The following is a 21,743-nucleotide window of genomic DNA, read 5'->3' as shown; positions in this document are numbered from 1 at the left end:
TCGCACATGCTCACCGGCACCCTCGTCTCCGGCCTCGGGCTCGGCAGCATGTACGGGCTGATCGCGCTCGGCTTCCACATCACCTATGCCGTCTCGGGCACGGTAAACTTCGCGCAGGGCAGCGCCGTCACCCTCGGCGCCGTGCTCGGCTACACCTTCGCCGTCACCCTCGGCTGGCCGGGCTGGCTCGCGGCGCCCGCCGCGCTCGCCGGCTGCGCCCTGCTCGGACTCGTGGTGGAGCGGGCGCTGGTGCGCCCCTTCGTGGAGCGCCGCTCGGACGCGTGGCTGCTCGCCACGGTGGCCGGCGGCATCGTCCTCGACAACGCGATCCTGTTCACCTTCGGCAAGGAGCCGCGCAGCCTCCCCTCCCCGCTGGCGGTGGCCCCGGTGGAGGTCTTCGGGACCGGCATCTACCCGCTCCAGCTCGTGATCCCCGTGGTCGGAATCTCGGCGGCCTTCGCGATCCGGGCAGTGTTCCGCGGCACCGATCTCGGCCGCGTCCTCCTCGCGGTGGCGCAGAACGCCGACGCGGCGCGGCTGATGGGCATCGACGTGCGCCGCACGGTGGCCGCCGCCTTCGCCCTCTCGGCGCTGCTCGCGGGCGCGGCCGGGCTCCTGATCGCGCCGCTCTTCTCGGTCTCGGCCGAGATGGGCACCCTGTTCGGCCTCAAGGCCTTCGCGGTGGCGATCCTGGGCGGCATCGGCTCGGCCACCGGCGTGGTGCTGGCGGGGCTCCTCTACGGGATGGTCGAGGCGGGGGTCACCGCGACGCTCGGCTCCACCTACACGCAGCTCGTCGTCTTCTCCGTGATCATCCTGGCGCTGGCGCTGCGCCCGGACGGGCTCCTCGGCCGCGCCGCCGTCAACAAGGTCTGACCGCGATGCACCGGCTCCACGCCCCCGCCGCGATGCCGCTCGCGATCCTCGCCCTCACCGCCTGCGGCCTCGGCCTCGTCGCGGGCACCGGCGGCTACAGCCATTTCGTGATCGCGCTGGTGGCGCTGACCACGATCGCCGGCACGGGCCTCAACGTGCTCCTCGGCCTGACGGGGCTGATCTCGTTCGGCCATGCCGGCTTCTACGCCATCGGCGCCTACGCGAGCGCGATCCTCACGCTGAACGGCGTCAGCTTCTGGCTGGCGCTCCCCGTCGCCGCCCTCGCCTCCGGCCTCGTCGGCACCCTGCTCGCCGTGCCGGCCATGCGGGTGAAGGGCCCGTATCTGGCGATGCTCACCATCGCCTTCGGTTTCATCGTGGAGCATGCCCTGATCGAGGGCGGCGCGCTCACCGGGGGGCAGAACGGCCTCGTCGTCGCCGCCGGGCCGACCCTGCTCGGCTACGTCCTCACCGAGCGCGACCTCGCGGTGCTCGCCGTGCTCGGGGCGGGCGCGAGCCTCTACGCCTTCCACGCCCTGCGCCTCAGCCGGCTCGGCCGGGCGATGCGGGCGGTGCGGGACGCGGACGTCGCCGCCGCCTCCCTCGGTTTCGATCCGGTGCGGGTGAAGACGCTCGCCTTCGCGATCTCGGCCGCGCTCACGGGACTTGCCGGCGCGGTCCTGCCGCCGCTGATGCTGTTCATCGCGCCGAGCTCCTTCCCCTTCACGCAGTCGATCCTGTTCGTCCTCTCCGTCGTGGTGGGCGGCGCCGGCACGGTGCTCGGCCCCCTGTTCGGCGCCCTCGTCACCGTTCTGCTGCCGGAGAGCCTCGCCGGGCTCGCCGAATACCGGCTGCTGTTCTTCGGCGTCGCGACCCTCGTGGTGCTCTGGCTGGTGCCGGCGGGCATCGTCGGCAGCCTCGCGCGGCTGCTGCCGCGACCGCCCGAGCGGCGGACCCTGCCCGGAGGCGATCCGGCCGCGCTGCTCGGCGGCGCCGCGGGCGCGCCCCTGGTGATCACGGGGATCGGCATCAGCTTCGGCGGCATCCGCGCCGCGGACGGCGTCTCCGTCACCGCCGAGCCCGGGGCCGTCACCAGCATCATCGGCCCGAACGGCGCCGGCAAGACCACCGTGCTCAACATGGTCTCGGGCTTCTACCGGCCGGGCGCGGGCTCGATCCGGCTGGACGGGCGCGAGCTCGCGGGCGCCCCGGCCCACGCCATCGCCCGGGCGGGGATCGCGCGCACCTACCAGACGACCCGCCTGTTCGGCACCTTGAGCGTCCTCGACAACGTGGCGCTCGCCATCGAGCCCGGCCGGCTCCTGCGCCGCGTGCGCGCCCGCGACCGACAGGATACGGCGGCGCTCCTCGCCTTCGCGGGCTATGCCGGCAGCCTCGACCGCCCGGCCGCCGAGCTGCCGCACGTGGACCGCCGCCTCGTGGAGATCGCCCGGGCGCTCGCCGGCCGGCCGCGGGTGCTCCTCCTCGACGAGCCTGCCGCCGGCCTGACCCGTTCCGACACCGACCGCCTCGGCCTACTCCTGCGCAAGATCGCCGCCCGCGGTGTCGCCGTGGTGCTGGTCGAGCACGACATGCCCCTCGTCATGGGCCTGTCCGACCACATCCTCGTCATGGATGCCGGCCGCCCGATCGCAGCGGGCAGCCCGGCCACGGTGCGGCGCGATCCGGCCGTGCTGCGCGCCTATCTCGGCGGCGCCGACACCCCGGCCCGCCCGCGTGCCGCGCCCTGGCAGGGCCCCGCCGACGCGGTGCTCTCGGCGCTGCGGCTCACCGCCGGCTACGGCGCGGCGCCGGTGCTGGACGGGCTCGACCTCGACGTACGCCCCGGCGAGACCGTGGCCCTGCTCGGCGCCAACGGCGCCGGCAAGTCCACCGCCATGCGGGCGCTCGCCGGCCTGCTGCGCCCGATCGAGGGCTCGGTCATCCTCGAGGACAGGCCGATCGCAGGACTGCCCGCCCACCGCATCGCGCGGGCTGGCCTCGCCCTGGTGCCAGAGGGGCGCCAGGTCTTCCCCGAGCTGACCGTGGTCGAGAACATCCGCCTCGGCGCCCATGGCCGCGGCGGCCGGATCGATCCGGCCGAGGTCGAGGCGCTGCTCGACCGCTTCCCGCGCTTGCGCGAGCGCGCCCAGAGCCGCGCCGGCCTGCTCTCCGGCGGCGAGCAGCAGATGCTCGCCATCGCCCGCGGGCTGATGGCGCGCCCGCGCATCCTCCTCCTCGACGAGCCCTCCCTCGGCCTCGCGCCGGCGATGATCAACGCCCTCTACGCGACGGTGGCGGAGTTGCGCGACCAGGGCGTCACCATCCTGATCGTCGACCAGATGGCGGCGCTCGCCCTGACGGTGGCCGACCGCGGCTACGTGCTGGAGCAGGGCCGCGTGGTCACCGCCGGCAGCGCCGCGGAACTCGCCGCGGACAAGGGCCTCGAAGCGGCCTATCTCGGTGCGGCGTGACACGATTCGAGACGCGATGACCATGACCGACCACGGCCGCTACCCCTACAGCCCGCTCCCCGGCCGCCCGGTCTACGACTGGCCCGGCGCCAAGCGTCTCGCGGTCTACCTCGCGCTGAACCTCGAGACCTTCGATTTCGGCGCCGGCCTCGGCGCCGAGCTGGCGCCCGGCGGCCCGCAGCCGGACGTGCTGAACTATGCCTGGCGCGACTGGGGCAACCGGGTCGGCGCCTGGCGCATCCGCGACATGCTCGACGCCCTGCAGATGCCCGCGAGCGTCCTCGTCAACAGCCGGATCTACCGGGACTGCCCGGGCCTGATCGAGGCCTTCCGCGCCCGCGGCGACGAGATCGTCGGCCATGGCCGTAGCAATTCCGAGCGCCAGGGCATCCTCGACGAGACGGAGGAGCGCGCGCTCATCGCCGAGGCGACCGGGATCCTGACCCGCGAGGAGGGCAAGGCGCCGGCCGGCTGGCTCGGCCCCTGGATCTCGCAGTCGCGCGTCACGCCCGACCTGCTGGCCGAGGCCGGCTACCGCTACCTGCTCGACTGGTGCCACGACGACCAGCCGACCTGGTTCGCCACCCGCGACGGCGGGCGCATCCTCGCGGTGCCCTACCCGCAGGAGCTCAACGACATCCCGGCCATCGTCGCCCGCAAGGATACCGGTCGCCAGTTCGCGGAGGCGATCGTCGACGCCTTCGACGAGATGCTGGAGCAGTCCAAGGCAGCGCCCCTGGTGATGGGAATCGCGCTCCACCCCTACATCGTCGGCCAGCCGAACCGCCTGCGCCCCCTGCGGCAGGCGCTCGCCCACATCGCCCGGCACCGGGACGGCATCTGGATCACCACGGCCGGCGCCATCGCCGAGCACGCGGCCGCGCAGGCGTGATCGAACCGGCTCAGCGCAGGCTGTAATCCTCCGGCCGCGCCCGGCGGGCGCTGCGGAGATAGGCGAGCACCGAGCCCGGCCAGTTCACGCTGTTGCGCCCGTCCGCGTCGAGGTACCAGCTCGTGCAGCCGCCCTGCTGCCAGATGCTGGTATCGAGCCGCGCCCGGATCCCGTCGAGGAAGCGCGCCTGCGCCTCCGGCCGGACCTCGATCGCCCGCGCCCCGGCCGCGCCCAGGGCAGCCAGGCAATCGAGCACGTGCTGGACCTGCGCCTCGAGCATCAGCAGCATCGAGTTGTGCCCGAGCGCGGTGTTCGGCCCGAGCAGCAGGAACAGGTTCGGGAAGCCCGCCACGCTGATGCCCTGGTGCGCTCCCGCCCCGTCCGCCCAGGCCTCGGCAAGTGAGAGACCGTCGCGCCCGACGATGGCGGCGCGGGGCAGGCTCGCCGCCACGTCGAAGCCGGTCGCGAAGATCAGCACGTCGAGGGCGTGCCCGGTGCCGTCCTCCATCACGACGCCGGTCGGCGTGATGGCGCGGATGGGCACCGTCTCCACCGCGACGTTCGCGCGCTGCAGGGTCGGGTAATAGTCGTCGGAGATCAGTACCCGCTTGCAGCCGAGGCGGTAGTTCGGCCGCAGCTTGGTGCGCAGGGCCCGGTCCGGCACCGACTTGAACAGGTGATGGCGGGCGAGCTTCTCCGCCAGGCCGGTAAGCGTCGAGACGCGGGTGAAGCCGGCGAGCGCCCGCACCTCGTTCAGCCAGAACAGCCGCGCCCGCTCCAGGCGGCGCGCGGCGGGCAGGTGCCGGTAGAGCGCCCGCCGCCAGGCCGCCACCGGCCGGTCGCCGCGCGGCACGATCCAGGGCGGGCTGCGCTGGAACAGGGTGAGATGGCTCGCGAGCGGCGCGATCTGCGGCACGAACTGGATGGCGCTCGCCCCCGTGCCGATCACCCCGATGCGCTTGGCCTTGAGGTCGCAGCCATGGTCCCAGGTCGCGGAGTGGAATTGCGTGCCGGCGAAGCTCTCGCGTCCCGGGATCGGCGGGAAGCCCGGATGGTGCAGGAAGCCCATCCCCGAGGCGATGGCGCGGGCCCGCAGCATTCCGCGGCTGGTCTCGACCCGCCACAGGCCCTCGGCCTCGTCCCAGGCCGCGCCGAGGAAGGCGGTCGAGAGATGCAGGTACGGCCCGAGCCCCTCCCGCGCGACCACGTCGCGCATATAGGCGGCGATCTCGGGCTGGCGGGCATAAGAGCGCGTCCAGTCGGCCTTCGGCGCGAAGGAGAGCGAGTAGAGATGCGAGGGCACGTCGCAGGCCGCGCCCGGATAGGTGTTCTCGCGCCAGGTACCGCCGACGGCCTCGGCCTTCTCGATGACGAGGAGCGGACCGATCCCGGCCGCGCGGGCGCGGATCGCCATGGCGATCCCCGAGAAGCCCGCCCCGACGACGAGGAGGCCGAGCACCTCCCGCGGCAGGGCCGGCTCGCCGCTCATGCCCGGCCCGCGCCGGCGTGCCGTTTCATGAAGGCGGCGGCGGTGTCGAGGGAGCGGCGCGCCTCCGGCAGGCGGTGGTCGGCGAATTGCCAGACGTGGTTGACCACGGGGAAGACCTCGGCGGTGGCGTCGACGCCATGGGCCCGCGCCTTCTCCGCCATCCGCACGGAATCATCGCGCAGGATCTCGCGCTCGCCAACATGGAACAGCAGCGGCGGCAAGCCGGTCGGGTCGGCGTAGATCGGCGAGGCCTCCGGGTCCCGCGCATCGTGCCCGGCGAGATACATCGGCCCGAGTTTGGCGAGCGATTGCGGGTTGAACATCGCGTCGCGAAGCGCATTCGAGACCCGTGAGCCGGTGGTGGCAGCGAGGTCCGTCACCGGGGAGAACAGGGCAGCGGCCTGCGGCATCGGCAGGCCGCGGTCGCGGGCGGCGAGCATCACCGCGAGGGCGAGGTTGCCGCCCGCCGAATCGCCCGCGATGCAGGCGGGACCACCCTCCGCGAAGGCGCACCAGGCCGCCAGCGCGTCGTCGCGGCCGGCGGGGAACGGGTGCTCGGGGGCGAGGCGGTAGTCCGGCGCGAACACGGTGAAGCCGCGCGTGGCGAAGCCCCCGGTCACCGGCCGATGGGTCTTCGGCGAGCAGGCCACGAAGCCGCCGCCATGGATGTAGAACAGGCGGAGATTCCCTTCCGACCGGGGCCGAACCCACTCGCCTGCGACGCCACCGAGGCTGCCGGCCTCGTAGGTGGCGGCCGGCGGGTCCGGGAAGGTGGCGCCGTTGAAGGTCCGCCGCACCTGCGCGATGTCGTCCATCGCGCCGAGGCGCGCGCGGACGTTCCGTCTGACCATCCAGGCTCCGATATAGGCGCGCAGGCTCGCCATGGCTCAGTTCGCCGCCCGCGACAGGCGCTGGATGAGCTTCCAGTAATCGGCCGGCAGCACGCGCTGGATGAGCGAGGCGTAGCGCGCGTCCTTGCCGATCACCACCCGGGCCTCCCGCTGCTCCACGGCATCGAGGACCTTGCGCGCCGTGAAGTCCGGCGAGAGCTTCAGGAAGGACTGGAAGTCGGATCGCGCTTTCTCGAAGGCGAGGCGCGTCGCCTCCACCAATGCCGCGTCGCCCTCGGGCCGCGGACCGCGCGCGCTGCGGGCGATCGGCGTGTCGACGCCGCCCGGATGCACCACGGTGACGCCGAGGCCGGTGCCGGCGTACTCGTGGCGCAACGCCTCGGAGAAGCCGCGGACCGCGAACTTGCTCGCCGCATAGGCCGCCTGGCCGGGCGGCGCGATCAGCCCGAACAGGCTCGACATGTTGACGACATGGGCCAGGGGCTCGCGCGCCAGCATGGGCAGGAAGGCGTGCGTCACCCGCATCACGGCGCGCAGGTTGATGTCGAGGAGCCAGTCCACGTCGTCGGGATGGACGTCGGCGAAGCGCCCGCCCAGCGCCACGCCCGCATTGTTCACGAGGAGGTTGAGCCGGCCGAACTCCGCCTCCACTGCCCGCGGAAGTGCGCGGATCGCCTCGGCGTCGGTGAGGTCGGCGACGTGCTTCGAGACGGGGACGCCGTGCGGCTCGACGATCCCCGCCACCGCGTCGAGGCCGGCCGCGTCGCGGTCCACCATCGCGACGGCGCAGCCCCGGGCGGTGAGCGCGATGACGAGCGCGGCGCCGATGCCGCTGGCCGCGCCGGTGACCAGCGCCACGGACCCGCGAAACCGAAAGTTCTGAACCAAGGCCAATTCCCAGCGCCGTTCCCGAGCGACCTGCGGCGCCGGCGCGACAGCGACGCCGGACGCAACCGTCTAGAGGCATTCCCGATCGCCTTGCAATCGGCAAAGGCTCCAGGTCCCTGGTTCGACGTGCCCCCCGGCCGAACCGGCATCCGCTCCGGCAGGGAGCGCTCCGGGGCCATTACCCCATCCCGGTCCGGCCCGGTGTGCCCCCGGAGTCGCACCCGGGGCCCCGAACGCCGCCGCCGCAGCGGACTGGCCCGAAGCTTCCATCGAACCCGAGCCCCCAGAGACCCCGCACGCCCGCGCGAGACCATGACCGACCGCCTGATCCACGCCGCCCTCAGCATCGCGCTTCTCCTAGCGGTCGCCGTGCTGTTCTCCACGAACCGGCGGGCGATCCGTCCGCGGGTGGTGCTCCCGGCGCTGGCGCTGCAGGTCGCGCTCGGCGCCCTCGTCCTGTTCTGGGATCCGGGGCGCGACGGCCTGCGGGCCGCGGCCGACGTGGTGCAGACGGTGCTCGCCTATGGCGACCGCGGCACCGCCTTCCTGTTCGGCGGCCTCGTCGAGCCGAAGATGTTCGAGCTGTTCGGCGGCTCGGGATTCATCCTGGCGCTGCGGGTGCTGCCGCAGATCCTCTACGTCTCGGCCCTGATCGGCGTACTCTACCATCTCGGCATCATGCAGGTGCTGGCGCGGGGGCTCGGCACGGGCCTGCGCAGGCTGCTCGGCACCTCGCCGATCGAATCCTTCTCGGCGGTCGTCACCATCGCCATCGGCCAGAGCGAGATCGCGGTGGCGCTGCGCCCTTTCCTGCCGCTGCTGACCGGGGCCGAGCTCTTCGCCGTGATGTCGAGCGGGGCGTCCTCCACCGCGGGCTCGATCCTGGCCGGCTACGCCGCGCTCGGCGTGCCGATGACCTACCTGCTCGCGGCCTCGGTGATGGCGATCCCGGGCGGGCTCCTCTACGCGAAGATCCTGATGCCCTCGACCGAGCCGACGCGCATCCTCACCACGAAGGTGACCTTCGGCGAGACCCGGGCCGCGAACCTGATCGAGGCGGCCGCCGACGGCACCCAGAAGGGCCTCGCGGTGGCGGTCGCGGTGGGCGCCATGCTGATCGCCTTCGTCGGCCTGATCGCGCTCGCCAACGGCGTGCTCGGCTCGCTTGGCGCGCTCGCCGGCTATCCGCAGGCCTCCATCGAGGGCGTGCTCGGGCTCGCGCTGAGCCCGCTCGCCTGGCTCCTCGGGGTGCCCTGGGACCAGGCGACGCTGGTCGGCGGCGCGATCGGCCAGAAGATCGCCTTCAACGAGTTCCTGGCCTACGCCAATCTCTCGCCGACCCTGAAGGCCGGCAGCCTCGATCCGCGCAGCACGGCCATCGTCTGCTTCGCGCTGTGCGGCTTCGCTAACTTCGCCTCGATCGCGATCCAGCTCGCAAGCTTCGCGAGCCTCGTGCCGGAGCGGCGGGCGGAGGTCGCCCGCTACGGCCTGCGCGCGATCCTGGCGGGCACGCTCTCGAACCTGACGAGCGCGGCCATCGCCGGCCTGTTCATCGGCGCCTAAGGCGCGCGGCTCAGGCCGCGGCGCGGGTCACGGCGTCGACCACCTCGTCCACCACCTCGGTGACGAGGCCGCGGTCATCGCCCTCGGCCATCACGCGGATGACCGGCTCGGTGCCGGAGGGCCGGATCACGAGGCGGCCGGACTCGCCGAGCCGCTCGCGGGCCTGCTCGATGGCGGTCACCACGCTGTCGTGGCGCAGGGGCTCGCCCGAGCGGTAGCGCACGTTCTTGAGGATCTGCGGCAGCGGATCGAAGCAGTGGCAGACCTCGCTCACCGGCCGGTTCTGCCGCTGCACCACGCTGAGGAGCTGGAGCGCGGCCACCAGCCCGTCGCCGGTGGTGGTGTAGTCGGACATGATGATGTGGCCGGACTGCTCGCCGCCGAGGTTGTAGCCGTGCTCGCGCATGTGCTCCAGCACGTAGCGGTCGCCGACCGCGGTGCGGGCGAGGCCGAGTCCGATCCCGCCGAGGAAGCGCTCCAGGCCGAGATTCGACATGATGGTGGCGACGATGCCGGGCTGGGCGAGGCGCTCGTCCTCCTTCCAGGAGCGGGCGACCACCGCCATGAGCTGGTCGCCGTCGACCACATGGCCCTTCTCGTCGACGATCAGCACGCGGTCGGCGTCGCCGTCGAGGGCGATGCCGATATCGGCGCGGCGCTCGCGCACCTTGGCGACGAGGGCGGCCGGCGCCGTCGAGCCGACGTCACGGTTGATGTTGAAGCCGTCGGGCTCGGTGCCGATGGCGATGACCTCGGCGCCGAGCTCCCACAGGGTCTCCGGCGCGACGCGGTAGGCAGCGCCGTTGGCGCAATCGACCACTACCCGCAGGCCGTCGAGGGTGACGGAGCGGCCGAGCGTGCGCTTGGCGAACTCCACGTAGCGGGCATGCACGCTCTCGATGCGCTTGGCCCGGCCGAGATCGTGCGAGCCGGCGAGCCGCTTGTGCAGCTCGACATCGATCAGCGCCTCGATCTCGCGCTCGATCGCGTCGTTGAGCTTGAACCCGTCGGGACCGAACAGCTTGATGCCGTTATCCTCGTAGGGGTTGTGCGAGGCGGAGATCATCACGCCGAGATCGGCGCGCATGGAGCGCGTCAGCATGGCCACAGCCGGCGTCGGCACCGGGCCGAGCAGCAGCACGTCCATGCCGACCGAGGTGAAGCCCGCGACCAGCGCCGTCTCGATCATGTAGCCCGAGAGCCGGGTATCCTTGCCGATGACGACGCGGTGGCGATGCTCGCCGCGCTGGAAGACGAGGCCCGCCGCCTGGCCGACCTTGAGCGCCAGCTCCGGCGTGATGACGCCGTTCGCCCGGCCGCGGATGCCGTCGGTTCCGAAATACTTTCTCACTGCCGTCGATCCCGGTTCTCTCGGGGCACTTATACCGCACCTGCCTCACCCGCTGGTATCGAAGCGTGGCGAATCGATGGTGTCGGCTTGAGACAGGCTTAACCTGTCAGGCGCCCGCACTTCTGACGGAGCGCAAAAACGCGAAACGGCGGGGGCATGCCCCGCCGTTCCGTCGTCTCCAGTGTCGAGGCTCAGCCCTGCGGCTGCGGCTCCAGCCCGCCGTCATTCTCCTTCGGCCGACCGCGGCCGGCGGTGGGGACGGAGGAGCCGCGGGCCGGGGTCGGCGGCACGTCGCCGCCGTCGCGGACCGGGGGCTGCCCCTTGATCAGGTTTCGGATCTCCTCGCCGGTCAGGGTCTCGTATTCGAGCAGCCCCTGGGCCAGCGCCTCCAGGTCGTCCTTGTGCAGGCCGAGGATGCGGCGCGCCTCTTCCAGGCCGGCCTCGACGAGGCGGCGGACCTCGGCGTCGATCTTCTGGGCCGTCGCCTCCGAGACCGATTGCTGCCGGCCCATCGACATGCCGAGGAAGACCTCGTCGTTGTTGTCGCCGTAGGCGACGGTGCCGAGCTCGGGTGAGAAGCCCCAGCGCGTGACCATCATCTTGGCGAGCCGCGTCGCCTGCTCGATGTCCGACTGCGCGCCCGAGGTGACCTTCTCAGGACCGAAGATCATCTCCTCGGCGATGCGGCCGCCCATCATGATGGCGAGGCGCGAGGTCATCTGCTCGTAGCTCATCGAGAGCTTGTCGCGCTCAGGGAGCTGCATGACCATGCCGAGCGCCCGGCCGCGCGGGATGATCGTCGCCTTGTGGACGGGATCGGTGGCCGGCACGTTGAGGGCGACGATGGCGTGGCCGCCCTCGTGATAGGCGGTGAGCCGCTTCTCGTCCTCGGTCATGACGAGGGTGCGCCGCTCGGCGCCCATCATCACCTTGTCCTTGGCGTCCTCGAACTCGTGCATGGTGACGATGCGCTTGCCGCGCCGCGCCGCCAGAAGCGCCGACTCGTTGACGAGGTTCATCAGGTCCGCGCCCGAGAAGCCGGGGGTGCCGCGGGCGATGGTCTTCAGGTCGACGTCGGGGGCCAGCGGCACCTTGCGCACGTGGACGCGCAGGATGCGCTCGCGACCGGTCACGTCCGGGTTCGGCACCATGATCTGGCGGTCGAAGCGGCCGGGACGCAGCAGCGCCGGGTCGAGCACGTCGGGGCGGTTGGTCGCCGCGATGATGATGACGCCCTCGTTGGCCTCGAAGCCGTCCATCTCCACGAGGAGCTGGTTGAGGGTCTGCTCGCGCTCGTCGTTGCCGCCGCCGAGGCCGGCGCCGCGGTGACGGCCGACCGCGTCGATCTCGTCGATGAAGATGATGCAGGGCGCGTTCTTCTTGGCCTGCTCGAACATGTCGCGCACGCGGCTCGCGCCGACGCCGACGAACATCTCGACGAAGTCGGAGCCCGAGATGGTGAAGAACGGCACGTTCGCTTCACCCGCGACGGCGCGGGCGATCAGGGTCTTGCCGGTGCCGGGCGGGCCGACGAGCAGCACGCCGCGCGGGATCCGGCCGCCGAGGCGCTGGAACTTCTGCGGGTCGCGCAGGAACTCGACGATCTCCTGAAGGTCTTCCTTGGCCTCCTCGACACCGGCGACGTCGTCGAAGCTGACGCGGCCATGCGCCTCGTTCAGGAGCTTGGCCTTCGACTTGCCGAAGCCCATGGCGCGGCCGGCGCCGGACTGCATCTGGCGCGACAGGAAGATCCAGGCGCCGATGAAGACGAGGATCGGGAGCCAGCTCACGAGAAGCTGGATGAACCAGGGGGTGTTGTCCGAAGGCGGGCGCGCCGTGATCTGGACGCCCTTGCCCTGGAGCTTGGAGACCAGGCTCGGGTCGTTCGGCGCGTAGCTGGTGAAGTTGCCGCCGCCCACATAGGTGCCGCTGACATCCTGCCCGGAGATCACCACCGACTGGATCTTGCCGGCATCGGCGTCGTTCAGAAGCTGGCTGTAAGCGATCTCGCTGCCGCTGCCGCGATGACCCGGGTTCTGGAACAGGGTCACAAGGGCGAGCACGAGCAGGAAGATGACGACCCACAAGGCAAAATTGCGAAAATTCGGGTTCATCTACCGATCCTTGAGGCGTGCCGCCCCCCTCGGCCGGCTCCGCCGGTCGATCCTGCACGCCTGCCCAATGTAGGCAGTGGCCTATCCCTTGCCAAGTAATTCGGGCGGCCCTGCGGCGCGGCGCGGAGGCGCCGGCGCGAGGCGGATCGTGCCGCCCGCATCCACGGCGACCAGAAGGCCGCGAAAGGTGCGCCGCAGGCGCGCTCCCGCGGCGAGCGCCGGCAGGATCTCTGCGAGGAGCCGCTCCAGGCGTTCCAGGCGTCCCTCGCCGCCGCCAGCCTGCGTAAGGGCGAGGTCGAGCACCCGCAGGGCGACGGCCGCGGGGAGCCGCGCCAGGGCGCGGCCGTCGAGGCGGCGCGCATCCTCCGCGGCGAGGCGCCCGAGCGCGTCCTGCGCAATCTCCCGCAAGGCATCGTCGTCGCGCGCCGCGCGCTCGGCGAGGCGGGCGAGGCGCTCCGCGGTGAGCCCCTCCCCTTCGAGGAGCGGGCGCAGCCTGCGTAGACGCGCGCGGGCGAAGCGCTCGTCGGCGTTGGAGGGGTCGCGCAGATAGGCAATTCCCCGCCCCTCACACCAAGCCACCAGATCGGCCTTCGGGAAGGCGAGGAGCGGACGGGCGAGGACGAGGCCGGGGCCGAGGTTCCGCTCGGGCCGCATCCCGGCGAGCCCCGCTGGGCCGCTGCCGCGGGCGAGCCGCATCAGCACCGTCTCGGCCTGGTCGTCCAGGGTATGCGCGGTGAGGAGGAAGGCGGCGCCGATCTCCGCGGCGTGCTCCGCCAGCAGGCGGTAACGCGCGGCGCGGGCCGCCGCCTGGATGCCCGATCGGGGATGCGGACCCGCCCAGGCGAGGATGCGGTGGGGCAAGCCGAGGGTGTCCGCCTGCCGCGCCACCGTCTCGGCCTCCGCCCGCGCCTCGGGGCGCAGGCCATGATCGACGGTCGCCACGGCCAAACCCGCATGCGGCGCGGCGGCGGCGGCATGCATCAGCGCGGTCGAATCGGGCCCGCCCGAGACGGCGAGCAGGCAGCCGGCTCGCAGATAGGGCGCGAGCGCGGCTTCCAGGCGTTCGGCCGTCGGTGCGGCCGGGCGTGCGGCGGTGTCGCCGCCGCTCAAGCGGCGCAGCGGGCGCGCTTCTGCTCCCGCACCACGCCCTGGCGGACGTTCGAGCCCGCGCTCGGGAACTTGCGCTCGAGCTCGGCCAGGGTCGCGCAGGCCTGCTCGCGGGCGCCGAGCGCGTTGAGCGAGACGCCGAGCTTCAGCATGGCCTCGGGGGCCTGGGCCGAGCGGGCATAGTCGGTGGAGACCTTCAGGAACTGCTCGGCCGCCTCGCGGTTGCGGTTGCGCTGAAGGTAGCTCTCGCCGAGCCAGAAGGTGGCGGCGGGCACGCGCCCGTCGCGGGGATGGGACTGGATGAACTGGCGCAGGTCCATCTCGGCCTGCTCGTAGCGGCGGGCCTGGATGTGGCCTATCGCGGTCTCGTAGTCGGAGACGGCGTCGCCCGTCGCGGTGGCGGCGACGCTGCCGCTCGGCCGGTCCGGCAGGGCGCCGGTGGTGCCGACGCGCGACGGCGGCCGCAGGTCCACGGGCTCGTCGTAGCCGGGCGTCGCGGTCTCGGTCTCGTCGGCCGGCTCGATGGCGCCGCGCGGCAGGGGCCGCGGCTGGGCGGGCGCCGCCGCGGCGAGCGGCACGGAGGGCGTGGTCGAGCCGAACTGCTGCGGCGCGCCGGGCTGGCCGGGATTCTGCTCCGGATCGAAGGCATCGCTGCGCTTGTGCGGCTTGGCCGCCGGGTTGCCGGAGCCGGGATTGCCGCCGTCGACCTTGCCGGGATTGGCGGGCGCGGGGGCCGGCTTGCCGCCGCCCTTGCCCTCCTGGAGGCGGTACTCGACGTCCTCCTGGAACTTGCGCAGCTGCTCCTTGAGCTGCCGGTTCTCGTACTGGAGGGTCTCGATCTGGCCCGCCATCATCCGCGACTGGTTCTCCAGGCGGTTGAGGCGCACCACGAATTCGGCCGCGTCCTGGGCGCCGGCGGGCAGGCAGGCCGTGAGGACGAGGCAGGTCGAGAGCAGGGTTGCGCGGAGCATGGCTGGCGGCACGTCGAAGCGGACGGGGCACTCTCTCGCGCCGGTCGGAACCCGCTTCGGCGGAGAATGCCCCCGGGGCGGCGGCGCTGCTGCGCCGCGGCGGCCCCGGGTAGCAGATGCGCGGCGCCGCGGCAAAAATGCGGCGCCGCTCGCGGTCAGGAGCCGGCGCCGCCGTCGAGCACGGTGACGGCGCGGCGGTTCTGCGACCAGCAGGAGATGTCGTTGCACACCGCCACCGGGCGCTCCTTGCCGTAGGAGACCGTGCGCATGCGGCCCGAGGCGATGCCGCGAGAGGCGAGGTAGTCGTTCACCGCCTGGGCGCGGCGGGCGCCGAGGGAGAAGTTGTACTCGCGGGTGCCGCGCTCGTCGGCATGGCCCTCGATGAGGAAGGTGTAGCGCGGGTAGCGCTGCAGCCAGGCGGCCTGCTTGTCGAGGGTGGCGGTGGCGGTGGGCGTCAGGTCCGTCGAATCCGATTCGAAGAAGACGCGGTCGCCGGTATTCACGACGAAGTCCTGCGCGCTGCCCGGGGCGCCGCCGCGGCCGCCGGCGCCGGCGAGGCCGGAGGCGTCGGCGAGATCCGAATCCTTCGAGCAGGCGGCGAGGCTCAGGGCCGCGCAGAGCGCGAGGCCGATGGAGACGGCGCGCAGACGCGGGGGATGGCTCATGGTTCTCAAGCTCCTCGAGGCGGACCGCGGGCCGTCCGCCGGATGCTGGGGGCAGCCGTTACCGGTGCCGCTTCACTCTGAGGCCGTCATAGGCTGGCCGAGTTAAGCGAAGGTTCCGTCAACCTTGACGGGCGCTTTCGAGCAGGCCCGCGGGCGCTGTGCCGTGCGTCCGCGCACCTCCTCGGACGGGTCCGTGCCGGAGATCCGGCCGCCCCCACACGCGCGCGGAATGCGGCGCGGCGGGGGCGGCCCGGCAGCGCCGGCTACGCGGATCTCAAGCGTTGCGGCAGCGCAACAGGGCGCGGTGGGCCGGCCAATAGAGATCTCGACCAATCGTGCGCGATCGAATTAACCGTGTTTCAACCACCTTGGCCCCGATCTAGACCGAACGGCACAACGGATCGGCCTATGCGTCCCGTACAGAACGTCCTCGTGGTCGAGGACAGCTACATCCTGCTCGACATCGTCGCGCAGCTCTGCGCCTCGCAAGGGACCCGGGTGATGAGGCATCGAGCGGCGAGGCGGCGCTGACCGTGCTGCGCGAGCGCGGGCCGGAGATCGACTGGCTGTTCACCGATATCAACCTGCCGGGGCTGATCGACGGCTGGACCGTGGCCGAGGCCTTCCGCGCGCTGCATCCCGACCGCCCGGTGGTCTACACCTCGACGGCCAAGGGCCCGAATCCGCGCGCCGTGCCGGGCAGCCTCTACCTGCGCAAGCCCTTCCAGATCCGCGAGGTCAACGCGCTGGTCCGGATGATGAGCGAGGGCGTCTCGGATACGGACCTGCGCGCGGCGAGCTGAGGCCCCGCCTCACCGCGTCTTCGCGGCGAGGAAGATCTCGGCGATCCAGGGCGCATCCGCCCAGGTGTCGACGCGCGCGCAGGCCAGCTCCTCGGGCTTCAGCGTGTCGTAGATCGCGAAGCTCTTCGCCAGGAAGCCGTGCAGGTCGTAGAGGTGGGGGAAGGCCTCGCCCTGGGGCTTCGGCTTGAACAGGTAGGAGCCCGTCAGGCCGAACAGCTCGGCAATCGGCGGATAGACCGGCCAGACCACGTCGCGGACCAGCTCGTCGCCGAGGTAATCCTCCATCTCGACGGGCTGGGGCGTGAACCCGCTCTCCACCAGCAGCCTGCGGGCGATGTCGCCGATCACGTAGGCCTTCGGGTGGTTGATCACGTGCATGAAGGCGCCGCGGCGGCTCCAGCGGGCGACCTCGCGCTCCAGGCCGAAATTCATCGAGGCCGCGTTCGCCACGAGCTCCCGCACCGCCGGGTCCCAATGGTCGAGATAGCCGAGGCGCTGGAACACGTCCTCGCGGAACAGGCTCGCCGTCTGCGCCACGTCGAGGCCGAGGCGGTGGGCGCAGAGCGCGATGGCCGAGTGGTACTGGCCGAGCGGCGACGGGGCGAGCTTTTGGTCGGCGAGGCTCTGGGTGCGCCCGGCATAGACCATGTCCGGGTGGAAGGCCGAGAACACGATCGTCGGGAACTGCTTCAGCCGAGGCTCGCGCGCATGCAGCGTGCCGATGTCGCCGCCCGGCAGCAGGCCGCCGGGGAAGGCCTGCGAGAAGACGTGGTCGAAGCCGGCGAAGGTGCGCGCCAGCCCGTCGATGTCGCCGTGGTCGCGCTTCAGCGTGCCCATCGAGAAGTAGGTGACGCGGGCATCCGGCGCGAGGAGCCGCAGGGCCTGCGCCACGCCGCGGGCCTGGCAATTGCCGAGCACGGCCACGCTCGGGCCGGTGCGGGGCGCCTCGGCGGCCTTGGCGCGCCACGGTGTTGCCCAGGATGGTGCCGACAAGGTGAACGCGCTGCGGGCGCGTCGGGGCAGGTCGTGCAGGGCCAAGGTGCGCGCCGGGTCTCGCGAAAGCCGGGAGGTCGGGTTATCGCGACCGTCCGGACGTGTCGAACTCTGAGGATCGGGAATGGGTGCAAATCCGTATACGGGTCTACCGGCCGAGCGATTCTGGCGCAAGGTCGTGACCAACGTGCCCCCCTTCGCCGTGAACCCGCACCCGAAGGAGACCTTCGCCATCGGCCGCGGCGACCGGGTCGCCACCGGCGGCTCCTGCTTCGCCCAGCGCGTCGCCGAGGCCCTGCGCGAGGCCGGCTTCAACTACTACCTGACCGAATCGGCGCCCGGGAACATGAGCGCGGCCGAGGCCTATGAGCGCCAGTTCGGCACCTTCTCCGCCCGCTACGGCAACCTCTACTACACGCGCCAGTTCGTGCAGCTCTTCGACCGGGCCTATGGCCGCTACGAGCCCGAGCTGACGGCGTGGCTGCGCGACGACGGGCGCTATGTCGACCCGTTCCGCCCGACCGTGGAGCCCGCGGGCTTCGCCAGCGAGGCCGAGGTGGTGGCCGCCCGCGACGCGCACCTCGCCGCCGTGCGCCACCTCTTCGAGACCCTCGACGTGTTCGTGCTGACGCTGGGGCTCACCGAGGGCTGGCGCTGGCGCGCCGACGGGGCGGCCCTGCCGCTGGCCCCGGGCGTCGCCGGCGGCACTTTCGACCCGGACCTCTACGAGTGCGTGAACGCGGGCGCCGCGGAGGTGCTCGGCGACCTGCAGGGCTTCCTGGAGCGGCTCTGGAGCGTGAACCCGAAGGCGCGGGTGATCTTCACGGTCTCGCCCGTGCCGATGATCGCGACCTACATGGACCGGCACGTGATGGAGTCGAACAGCTACTCCAAATCCGTGCTGCGCGTGGCGGCCGGCGAGGTCTGCGCCTCGGGCGATCCGCGGGCCGTGTACTTCCCGGCCTACGACATCGTCACCAGCAACGTGAATGCGGGCCGCTACTACAACGAGGACCAGCGCACCATCAACGATGCGGGCGTGCGCCACGTGATGCGGCTGTTCCTCTCCACCTTCGCCAAGGACCGCGCCACGCCCGCCCCGGCCTCGGCGGCCGCGGACATCACGGCGGAGTACGAGGGCTCGGCCGGCGTGATCTGCGACGAGGAGCAGATCGAGCGCAGCGTGGCGTGACGCTGCGTCTCCCTCCCCGCTTCCGCGGGGAGGGATGGCACCCGCTCAGAGCGGGATGTTGTCGTGCTTCTTCCAGGGCTGCTCCATCTCCTTGGTGCGCAGCATGCTGAGCGCCCGGGCGATCCGCTTGCGGGTGGAGTGGGGCATGATCACCTCGTCGATATAGCCGCGCTCGGCTGCGACGAAGGGCGAGAGGAAGCGGTCCTCGTATTCCTTGGTGCGCTCGGCGATCTTGGCCTCGTCGCCGATCTCGGCGCGGAAGATGATCTCGACCGCGCCCTTGGCGCCCATCACCGCGATCTGGGCGGTGGGCCAGGCGTAGTTCACGTCGGCGCCGACATGCTTCGAGGCCATGACGTCGTAGGCGCCGCCGAAGGCCTTCCGGGTGATCACCGTGACCAGCGGCACCGTCGCCTGGCTGTAGGCGAAGAGCAGCTTGGCGCCGTGCTTGATCAGGCCGCCGTATTCCTGCGCCGTGCCCGGCAGGAAGCCCGGCACGTCCACGAAGGTGACGATCGGGATCGAGAAGGCGTCGCAGTAGCGCACGAAGCGGGCGGCCTTCCGCGAGGCATCCGAATCGAGCACGCCCGCGAGCACCAGCGGCTGGTTCGCCACGAAGCCGACCGTGCGGCCCTCGATGCGCCCGAAGCCCGTGATGATGTTGCGGGCATAGGCCGCCTGGATCTCGAAGAAGTCGCCCTCGTCGACCACGCGGCGGATCAGCTCGCCCATGTCGTAGGGCTTGTTCGGGTTGTCCGGGATCAGCGTGTCGAGGGCGGTGTCGAGGCGGAGCGGATCGTCGAAGCTCTCGATCTGCGGCACGCCGTCGATGTTGTTGGCGGGCAGGAAGTCGAGCAGGCGGCGGATCTGCAGGATCGCCTCGACGTCGTTCTCGAAGGCGCCGTCGGCGATCGAGGATTTCGAGGTGTGGATCTTGGCGCCGCCGAGTTCCTCGGCCGTGACGACCTCGTTCGTCACCGTCTTCACCACGTCCGGGCCGGTCACGAACATGTAGCTCGTGTCGCGCACCATGAAGATGAAGTCGGTCATGGCCGGCGAGTAGACGTCGCCGCCCGCGCAGGGGCCCATGATCACCGAGATCTGCGGGATGACGCCCGAGGCCATGACGTTGCGGCGGAAGACCTCGCCGTAGCCGCCGAGCGCGGCCACGCCCTCCTGGATGCGCGCGCCGCCGGCATCGAAGATGCCGATGATCGGGGCGCGCATCTTCAGCGCCATGTCCTGCACCTTCACGATCTTGGCGGCGTGCGTCTCAGAGAGCGAGCCGCCGAACACCGTGAAGTCCTTCGAGAACAGGAAGACCGTGCGGCCGTTCACCGTGCCCCAGCCGGTGATGACGCCGTCGCCCGGCACCTTCTGGCTCTCCATCCCGAAATCGGTGGAGCGGTGCTGCACGAACATGTCGAATTCCTCGAACGACCCGTGGTCGAGCAGGAGTTCGATGCGCTCGCGCGCCGTCAGCTTGCCGCGCTTGTGCTGGGCTTCCACCCGCTTCTCGCCGCCACCGAGCCGGGCCTGGGAGCGGCGCTGCTCGAGCTTCTCGAGAATGTCCTTCATGGGGTGGGCCTCAGGGCTGGATTGGCGTTGTGGGCCCGGCCGGCAGCCGCTCTCCACGGCGAGCTTGGCGGTCGGGCTGTGGGGCCCCTTAGCACGAAGGTTTCACCGGCGAAAACGGGCCTTGGACCAAAGTGCGCCAAGGCCGCCGAGCGAGGAGGCCGGGCCCTCAGGCCAGCGCCGCCACCTGCGCCGCGGCCTCGAACTCGGCACGGCGCTTGGCGAGGCGCTCCTCGGCCTCCGCGTCGCGGCCCCAGGCGTCGGCCTGATAGGTCTCGTCCACATGCGCCGCCGCCCAGGCCGCGGCGGGATCGAGGTGGCCGTGCAGCACGGCGAGCGCGAGGATGAGCGAGCCCGTGAGCGTCGTCATGGTGTGGAGCGCGGCGAGCTTGAAGGGGCTGTCCACGGCCTCGATCGCCCGGCGCAGGGCCGCCACCGATTCCTCGGGCTGGGTCACGTGCATCACGCCCTCGCTGAGGATCGAGCGGGCGCCGAGCGCCTCGCGCGCCCAGTCGAGCACCGGGTCCCAGGCCGCCGCCTGGGCCGAGACGAGGCGGTCGGGGCCCTCGGCCCGGTAGGCGAGGAGATCGGTGCCGGCATAGGCCGCGAGGTCGTCGACCACCGCGTCCCGGCGCGGCGCGACGCCGTCGAGCGTGGTGTTGACGAGGCGGGTGACCGGCATCGTGGCCGGGTCGATCTCCTCGCCCTGCGCGCCCCATTCGGCAGCGAGCAGCGCGGCGAGATCCGCGCTCGGAACGCTGAGCGGGCTGCGCGCCGGCGTGTTGGCCGGGCGGCCGTCGGGGGTCAGCCGGTAGCCGCCCTCACCCGCCGCGAAGCCGGCCTCCTTGTAGAAGCGCTTCGGCAGGGCCGGCCGGGTCTGGTTGCGCACCGCCTTCAGCGGGTCGAGGGCTGCCTCCGGCCCGTCGCCGGGCCGGTCCCTCCTGGTGTCGTCGCTCATGAGGGCCAGATAGGCCATCGCCGGCCCGGGTGCGAGGGCCGCGGATCGCCGGATTGCCGATGATCGGGCCTCAATCGGCCTTGCCGAAGAGCGCCTCGAGGGCCGCGGCATCGTCCACCACGGTGACCGCGCCGGCCGCGTAGAGGGCGCCGGCCTCGTGGTAGCCCCAGCGCACGCCCACCGCCGCGGCGCCGGCATTCACCGCCATCGCCATGTCGTAGGTGGTGTCGCCGACCATCACCGTCGATTCGGGCCCAAGGCCGGCCTCCGCCATCGCCATCTGCAGCATGGCTGGATCGGGCTTCGAGGGCGCGTCGTCCGCGGTCTGCGTGGTGACGAACCAGCCGTCCCAGCCATGCGCGCGGATCAGGTGGTCGACCCCGCGGCGCGACTTGCCGGTGGCGATGCCGAGCTGCACGTCGGCGCGGGCATGGAGCCGGGCGACGAGCTCGGCCATGCCGGGGAACAGCGGCTCCTCGTAGTTTGGATCGAGGCGCAAGGCCTGGAAGGCGCGCTTGTAGCTCTCGGCAAGCTCCATGATCGGCCCGTCATCGCCCACGAGGCGGCGGAAGGCCTGCGGCAGCGAGAGCCCGACCACGGAGAGCGCCTCGGTGCGGCCGGGCGCCGGGATGCCGTGCTCGGCGAAGGCCATCCCCTGCGCCGCGACGATGAGGTGCTGGCTGTCGACCAGGGTGCCGTCGACGTCGAAGACGACGAGCTTCACGGCCGGGCGCGGGCGGGCCGCCTCACGGCCGCGCTCCCTGGGCGGGCTGCTGCGCCGGTGCCGGAGGCGCCGCCTGCGTCGCCGGGGGCTGGCGCGGGCGCTCGTAGCCGAGGCGGCAGCGGATCAGGAAGCGGCGGCGGCGCCCGCCGCTCAGGCCGCGCTGGTGCGAGGCGCGGTTGCAAGCGGCGTAGGAGCGGCGGCGGCGCTCGGCCCGGGTCCCGGCCTGGCCCGCGCGGCCGACGGCGGCGGAGGGCGCC

At 72.2% G+C, this 21,743-nt stretch carries 17 protein-coding genes and 2 pseudogenes; 6 read left to right on the top strand and 13 right to left on the bottom strand.

Annotated features, from left to right (window positions below; translation table 11 throughout):
• Window positions 1-6 precede the first annotated feature (6 nt).
• The 3 genes from MTDSW087_RS11005 to MTDSW087_RS10995 are packed head-to-tail and all read left to right on the top strand — an operon-like array spanning window position 7 to window position 4,242.
• Entirely contained in the window at window positions 7-876 is an 870-nt protein-coding gene (locus MTDSW087_RS11005) for a branched-chain amino acid ABC transporter permease (protein WP_144763739.1), read from the top strand.
• Window positions 877-881: 5 nt separating this feature from the next.
• On the top strand, window positions 882-3,350 hold the full coding sequence (locus tag MTDSW087_RS11000; protein WP_144763737.1) for a branched-chain amino acid ABC transporter ATP-binding protein/permease: 2,469 nt from the start codon (window positions 882-884) through the stop codon (window positions 3,348-3,350).
• Window positions 3,351-3,372: 22 nt separating this feature from the next.
• Window positions 3,373-4,242 (top strand): polysaccharide deacetylase family protein, encoded by an 870-nt coding sequence (locus MTDSW087_RS10995; protein WP_144763905.1) that lies wholly within the window; start codon window positions 3,373-3,375, stop codon window positions 4,240-4,242.
• A 10-nt stretch (window positions 4,243-4,252) separates the two neighbouring features.
• On the opposite strand, the gene MTDSW087_RS10990 is transcribed toward MTDSW087_RS10995, so the two are convergent.
• Genes MTDSW087_RS10990 through MTDSW087_RS10980 form a run of 3 tightly spaced genes read right to left on the bottom strand, consistent with a single transcriptional unit; the run spans window position 4,253 to window position 7,470 of the window.
• Window positions 4,253-5,731 carry a flavin-containing monooxygenase gene (locus tag MTDSW087_RS10990; protein WP_144763735.1) on the bottom strand — a complete coding sequence of 493 codons (1,479 nt, stop codon included), beginning with the start codon at window positions 5,729-5,731 and terminating at the stop codon, window positions 4,253-4,255.
• Window positions 5,728-6,615, bottom strand: coding sequence for an alpha/beta hydrolase (locus MTDSW087_RS10985; RefSeq protein WP_144763733.1), 888 nt, complete (start codon window positions 6,613-6,615; stop codon window positions 5,728-5,730). The genes MTDSW087_RS10990 and MTDSW087_RS10985 overlap by 4 nt, the downstream gene beginning before the upstream one ends.
• Window positions 6,616-6,618: 3 nt before the next feature.
• Window positions 6,619-7,470 carry an SDR family NAD(P)-dependent oxidoreductase gene (locus MTDSW087_RS10980; protein WP_144763732.1) on the bottom strand — a complete coding sequence of 284 codons (852 nt, stop codon included), beginning with the start codon at window positions 7,468-7,470 and terminating at the stop codon, window positions 6,619-6,621.
• Window positions 7,471-7,782: 312 nt separating this feature from the next.
• Between MTDSW087_RS10980 and MTDSW087_RS10975 the strand changes: the two genes are divergently transcribed.
• Entirely contained in the window at window positions 7,783-9,033 is a 1,251-nt protein-coding gene (locus tag MTDSW087_RS10975; RefSeq protein WP_144763728.1) for a NupC/NupG family nucleoside CNT transporter, read from the top strand.
• 10 nt (window positions 9,034-9,043) lie between these two features.
• Here MTDSW087_RS10975 and glmM read toward each other — a convergent pair whose 3' ends face one another.
• From glmM to pal, 5 genes are all read right to left on the bottom strand, one after another.
• On the bottom strand, window positions 9,044-10,384 hold the full coding sequence (gene glmM / locus MTDSW087_RS10970) for a phosphoglucosamine mutase (RefSeq protein ID WP_144763726.1): 1,341 nt from the start codon (window positions 10,382-10,384) through the stop codon (window positions 9,044-9,046).
• A 191-nt stretch (window positions 10,385-10,575) separates the two neighbouring features.
• A complete protein-coding gene (ftsH, locus tag MTDSW087_RS10965) occupies window positions 10,576-12,498 on the bottom strand; it encodes an ATP-dependent zinc metalloprotease FtsH (protein WP_144763724.1) in 1,923 nt (640 codons plus the stop codon).
• Between the two features lie 81 nt (window positions 12,499-12,579).
• Window positions 12,580-13,608, bottom strand: a complete 1,029-nt coding sequence (gene tilS / locus MTDSW087_RS10960; RefSeq protein ID WP_144763722.1) for a tRNA lysidine(34) synthetase TilS — start codon at window positions 13,606-13,608, stop codon at window positions 12,580-12,582.
• Window positions 13,605-14,576 (bottom strand): tol-pal system protein YbgF, encoded by a 972-nt coding sequence (ybgF, locus tag MTDSW087_RS10955; RefSeq protein ID WP_144763720.1) that lies wholly within the window; start codon window positions 14,574-14,576, stop codon window positions 13,605-13,607. Before ybgF ends, tilS begins: the two co-directional genes overlap by 4 nt.
• Window positions 14,577-14,731: 155 nt before the next feature.
• Window positions 14,732-15,241: a peptidoglycan-associated lipoprotein Pal gene (gene pal / locus MTDSW087_RS10950; protein WP_144763718.1), complete on the bottom strand. Its 510-nt coding sequence runs from the start codon at window positions 15,239-15,241 to the stop codon at window positions 14,732-14,734.
• Between the two features lie 408 nt (window positions 15,242-15,649).
• Between pal and MTDSW087_RS10945 the strand changes: the two are divergent.
• A pseudogene (locus MTDSW087_RS10945) lies at window positions 15,650-16,044 on the top strand (response regulator).
• Window positions 16,045-16,053: 9 nt separating this feature from the next.
• Here the strand turns inward: MTDSW087_RS10945 and MTDSW087_RS10940 are convergent.
• Window positions 16,054-17,082 (bottom strand): WcbI family polysaccharide biosynthesis putative acetyltransferase, encoded by a 1,029-nt coding sequence (locus MTDSW087_RS10940; RefSeq protein WP_144763716.1) that lies wholly within the window; start codon window positions 17,080-17,082, stop codon window positions 16,054-16,056.
• 79 nt (window positions 17,083-17,161) lie between these two features.
• Here MTDSW087_RS10940 and MTDSW087_RS10935 point away from each other — a divergent pair, with 79 nt between their 5' ends.
• Window positions 17,162-18,229, top strand: a complete 1,068-nt coding sequence (locus MTDSW087_RS10935) for a GSCFA domain-containing protein (protein WP_144763714.1) — start codon at window positions 17,162-17,164, stop codon at window positions 18,227-18,229.
• Window positions 18,230-18,274: 45 nt separating this feature from the next.
• Here MTDSW087_RS10935 and MTDSW087_RS10930 read toward each other — a convergent pair whose 3' ends face one another.
• The 4 genes and pseudogenes from MTDSW087_RS10930 to MTDSW087_RS10915 form a co-directional block, all read right to left on the bottom strand.
• Window positions 18,275-19,807, bottom strand: a complete 1,533-nt coding sequence (locus MTDSW087_RS10930; protein ID WP_144763712.1) for an acyl-CoA carboxylase subunit beta — start codon at window positions 19,805-19,807, stop codon at window positions 18,275-18,277.
• Window positions 19,808-19,973: 166 nt separating this feature from the next.
• On the bottom strand, window positions 19,974-20,762 hold the full coding sequence (locus tag MTDSW087_RS10925; protein WP_144763903.1) for an ATP12 family chaperone protein: 789 nt from the start codon (window positions 20,760-20,762) through the stop codon (window positions 19,974-19,976).
• Between the two features lie 70 nt (window positions 20,763-20,832).
• Window positions 20,833-21,486, bottom strand: coding sequence for an HAD-IA family hydrolase (locus tag MTDSW087_RS10920; RefSeq protein ID WP_144763709.1), 654 nt, complete (start codon window positions 21,484-21,486; stop codon window positions 20,833-20,835).
• A 22-nt stretch (window positions 21,487-21,508) separates the two neighbouring features.
• A pseudogene (locus MTDSW087_RS10915) lies at window positions 21,509-21,743 on the bottom strand (hypothetical protein); the annotation flags it as partial.

Source organism: Methylobacterium dankookense, assembly GCF_902141855.1.
In the GTDB taxonomy this organism is placed as follows: Bacteria; Pseudomonadota; Alphaproteobacteria; order Rhizobiales; family Beijerinckiaceae; genus Methylobacterium; species Methylobacterium dankookense.
The sequence above is the reverse complement of the archived record's forward strand: the minus strand, read 5'-3'. Positions and strand labels throughout refer to the sequence as shown.

Coding starts and splice junctions, on each gene's coding strand:
- MTDSW087_RS11005 (WP_144763739.1), top strand. CDS start 7: ATGCTCACCGGCACCCTCGTCTCCGGCCTCGGGCTCGGCAGCATGTAC.
- MTDSW087_RS11000 (WP_144763737.1), top strand. CDS start 882: ATGCACCGGCTCCACGCCCCCGCCGCGATGCCGCTCGCGATCCTCGCC.
- MTDSW087_RS10995 (WP_144763905.1), top strand. CDS start 3,373: ATGACCGACCACGGCCGCTACCCCTACAGCCCGCTCCCCGGCCGCCCG.
- MTDSW087_RS10990 (WP_144763735.1), bottom strand. CDS start 5,731: ATGAGCGGCGAGCCGGCCCTGCCGCGGGAGGTGCTCGGCCTCCTCGTC.
- MTDSW087_RS10985 (WP_144763733.1), bottom strand. CDS start 6,615: ATGGCGAGCCTGCGCGCCTATATCGGAGCCTGGATGGTCAGACGGAAC.
- MTDSW087_RS10975 (WP_144763728.1), top strand. CDS start 7,783: ATGACCGACCGCCTGATCCACGCCGCCCTCAGCATCGCGCTTCTCCTA.
- ftsH (WP_144763724.1), bottom strand. CDS start 12,498: ATGAACCCGAATTTTCGCAATTTTGCCTTGTGGGTCGTCATCTTCCTG.
- ybgF (WP_144763720.1), bottom strand. CDS start 14,576: ATGCTCCGCGCAACCCTGCTCTCGACCTGCCTCGTCCTCACGGCCTGC.
- pal (WP_144763718.1), bottom strand. CDS start 15,241: ATGAGCCATCCCCCGCGTCTGCGCGCCGTCTCCATCGGCCTCGCGCTC.
- MTDSW087_RS10935 (WP_144763714.1), top strand. CDS start 17,162: ATGGGTGCAAATCCGTATACGGGTCTACCGGCCGAGCGATTCTGGCGC.
- MTDSW087_RS10930 (WP_144763712.1), bottom strand. CDS start 19,807: ATGAAGGACATTCTCGAGAAGCTCGAGCAGCGCCGCTCCCAGGCCCGG.
- MTDSW087_RS10925 (WP_144763903.1), bottom strand. CDS start 20,762: ATGAGCGACGACACCAGGAGGGACCGGCCCGGCGACGGGCCGGAGGCA.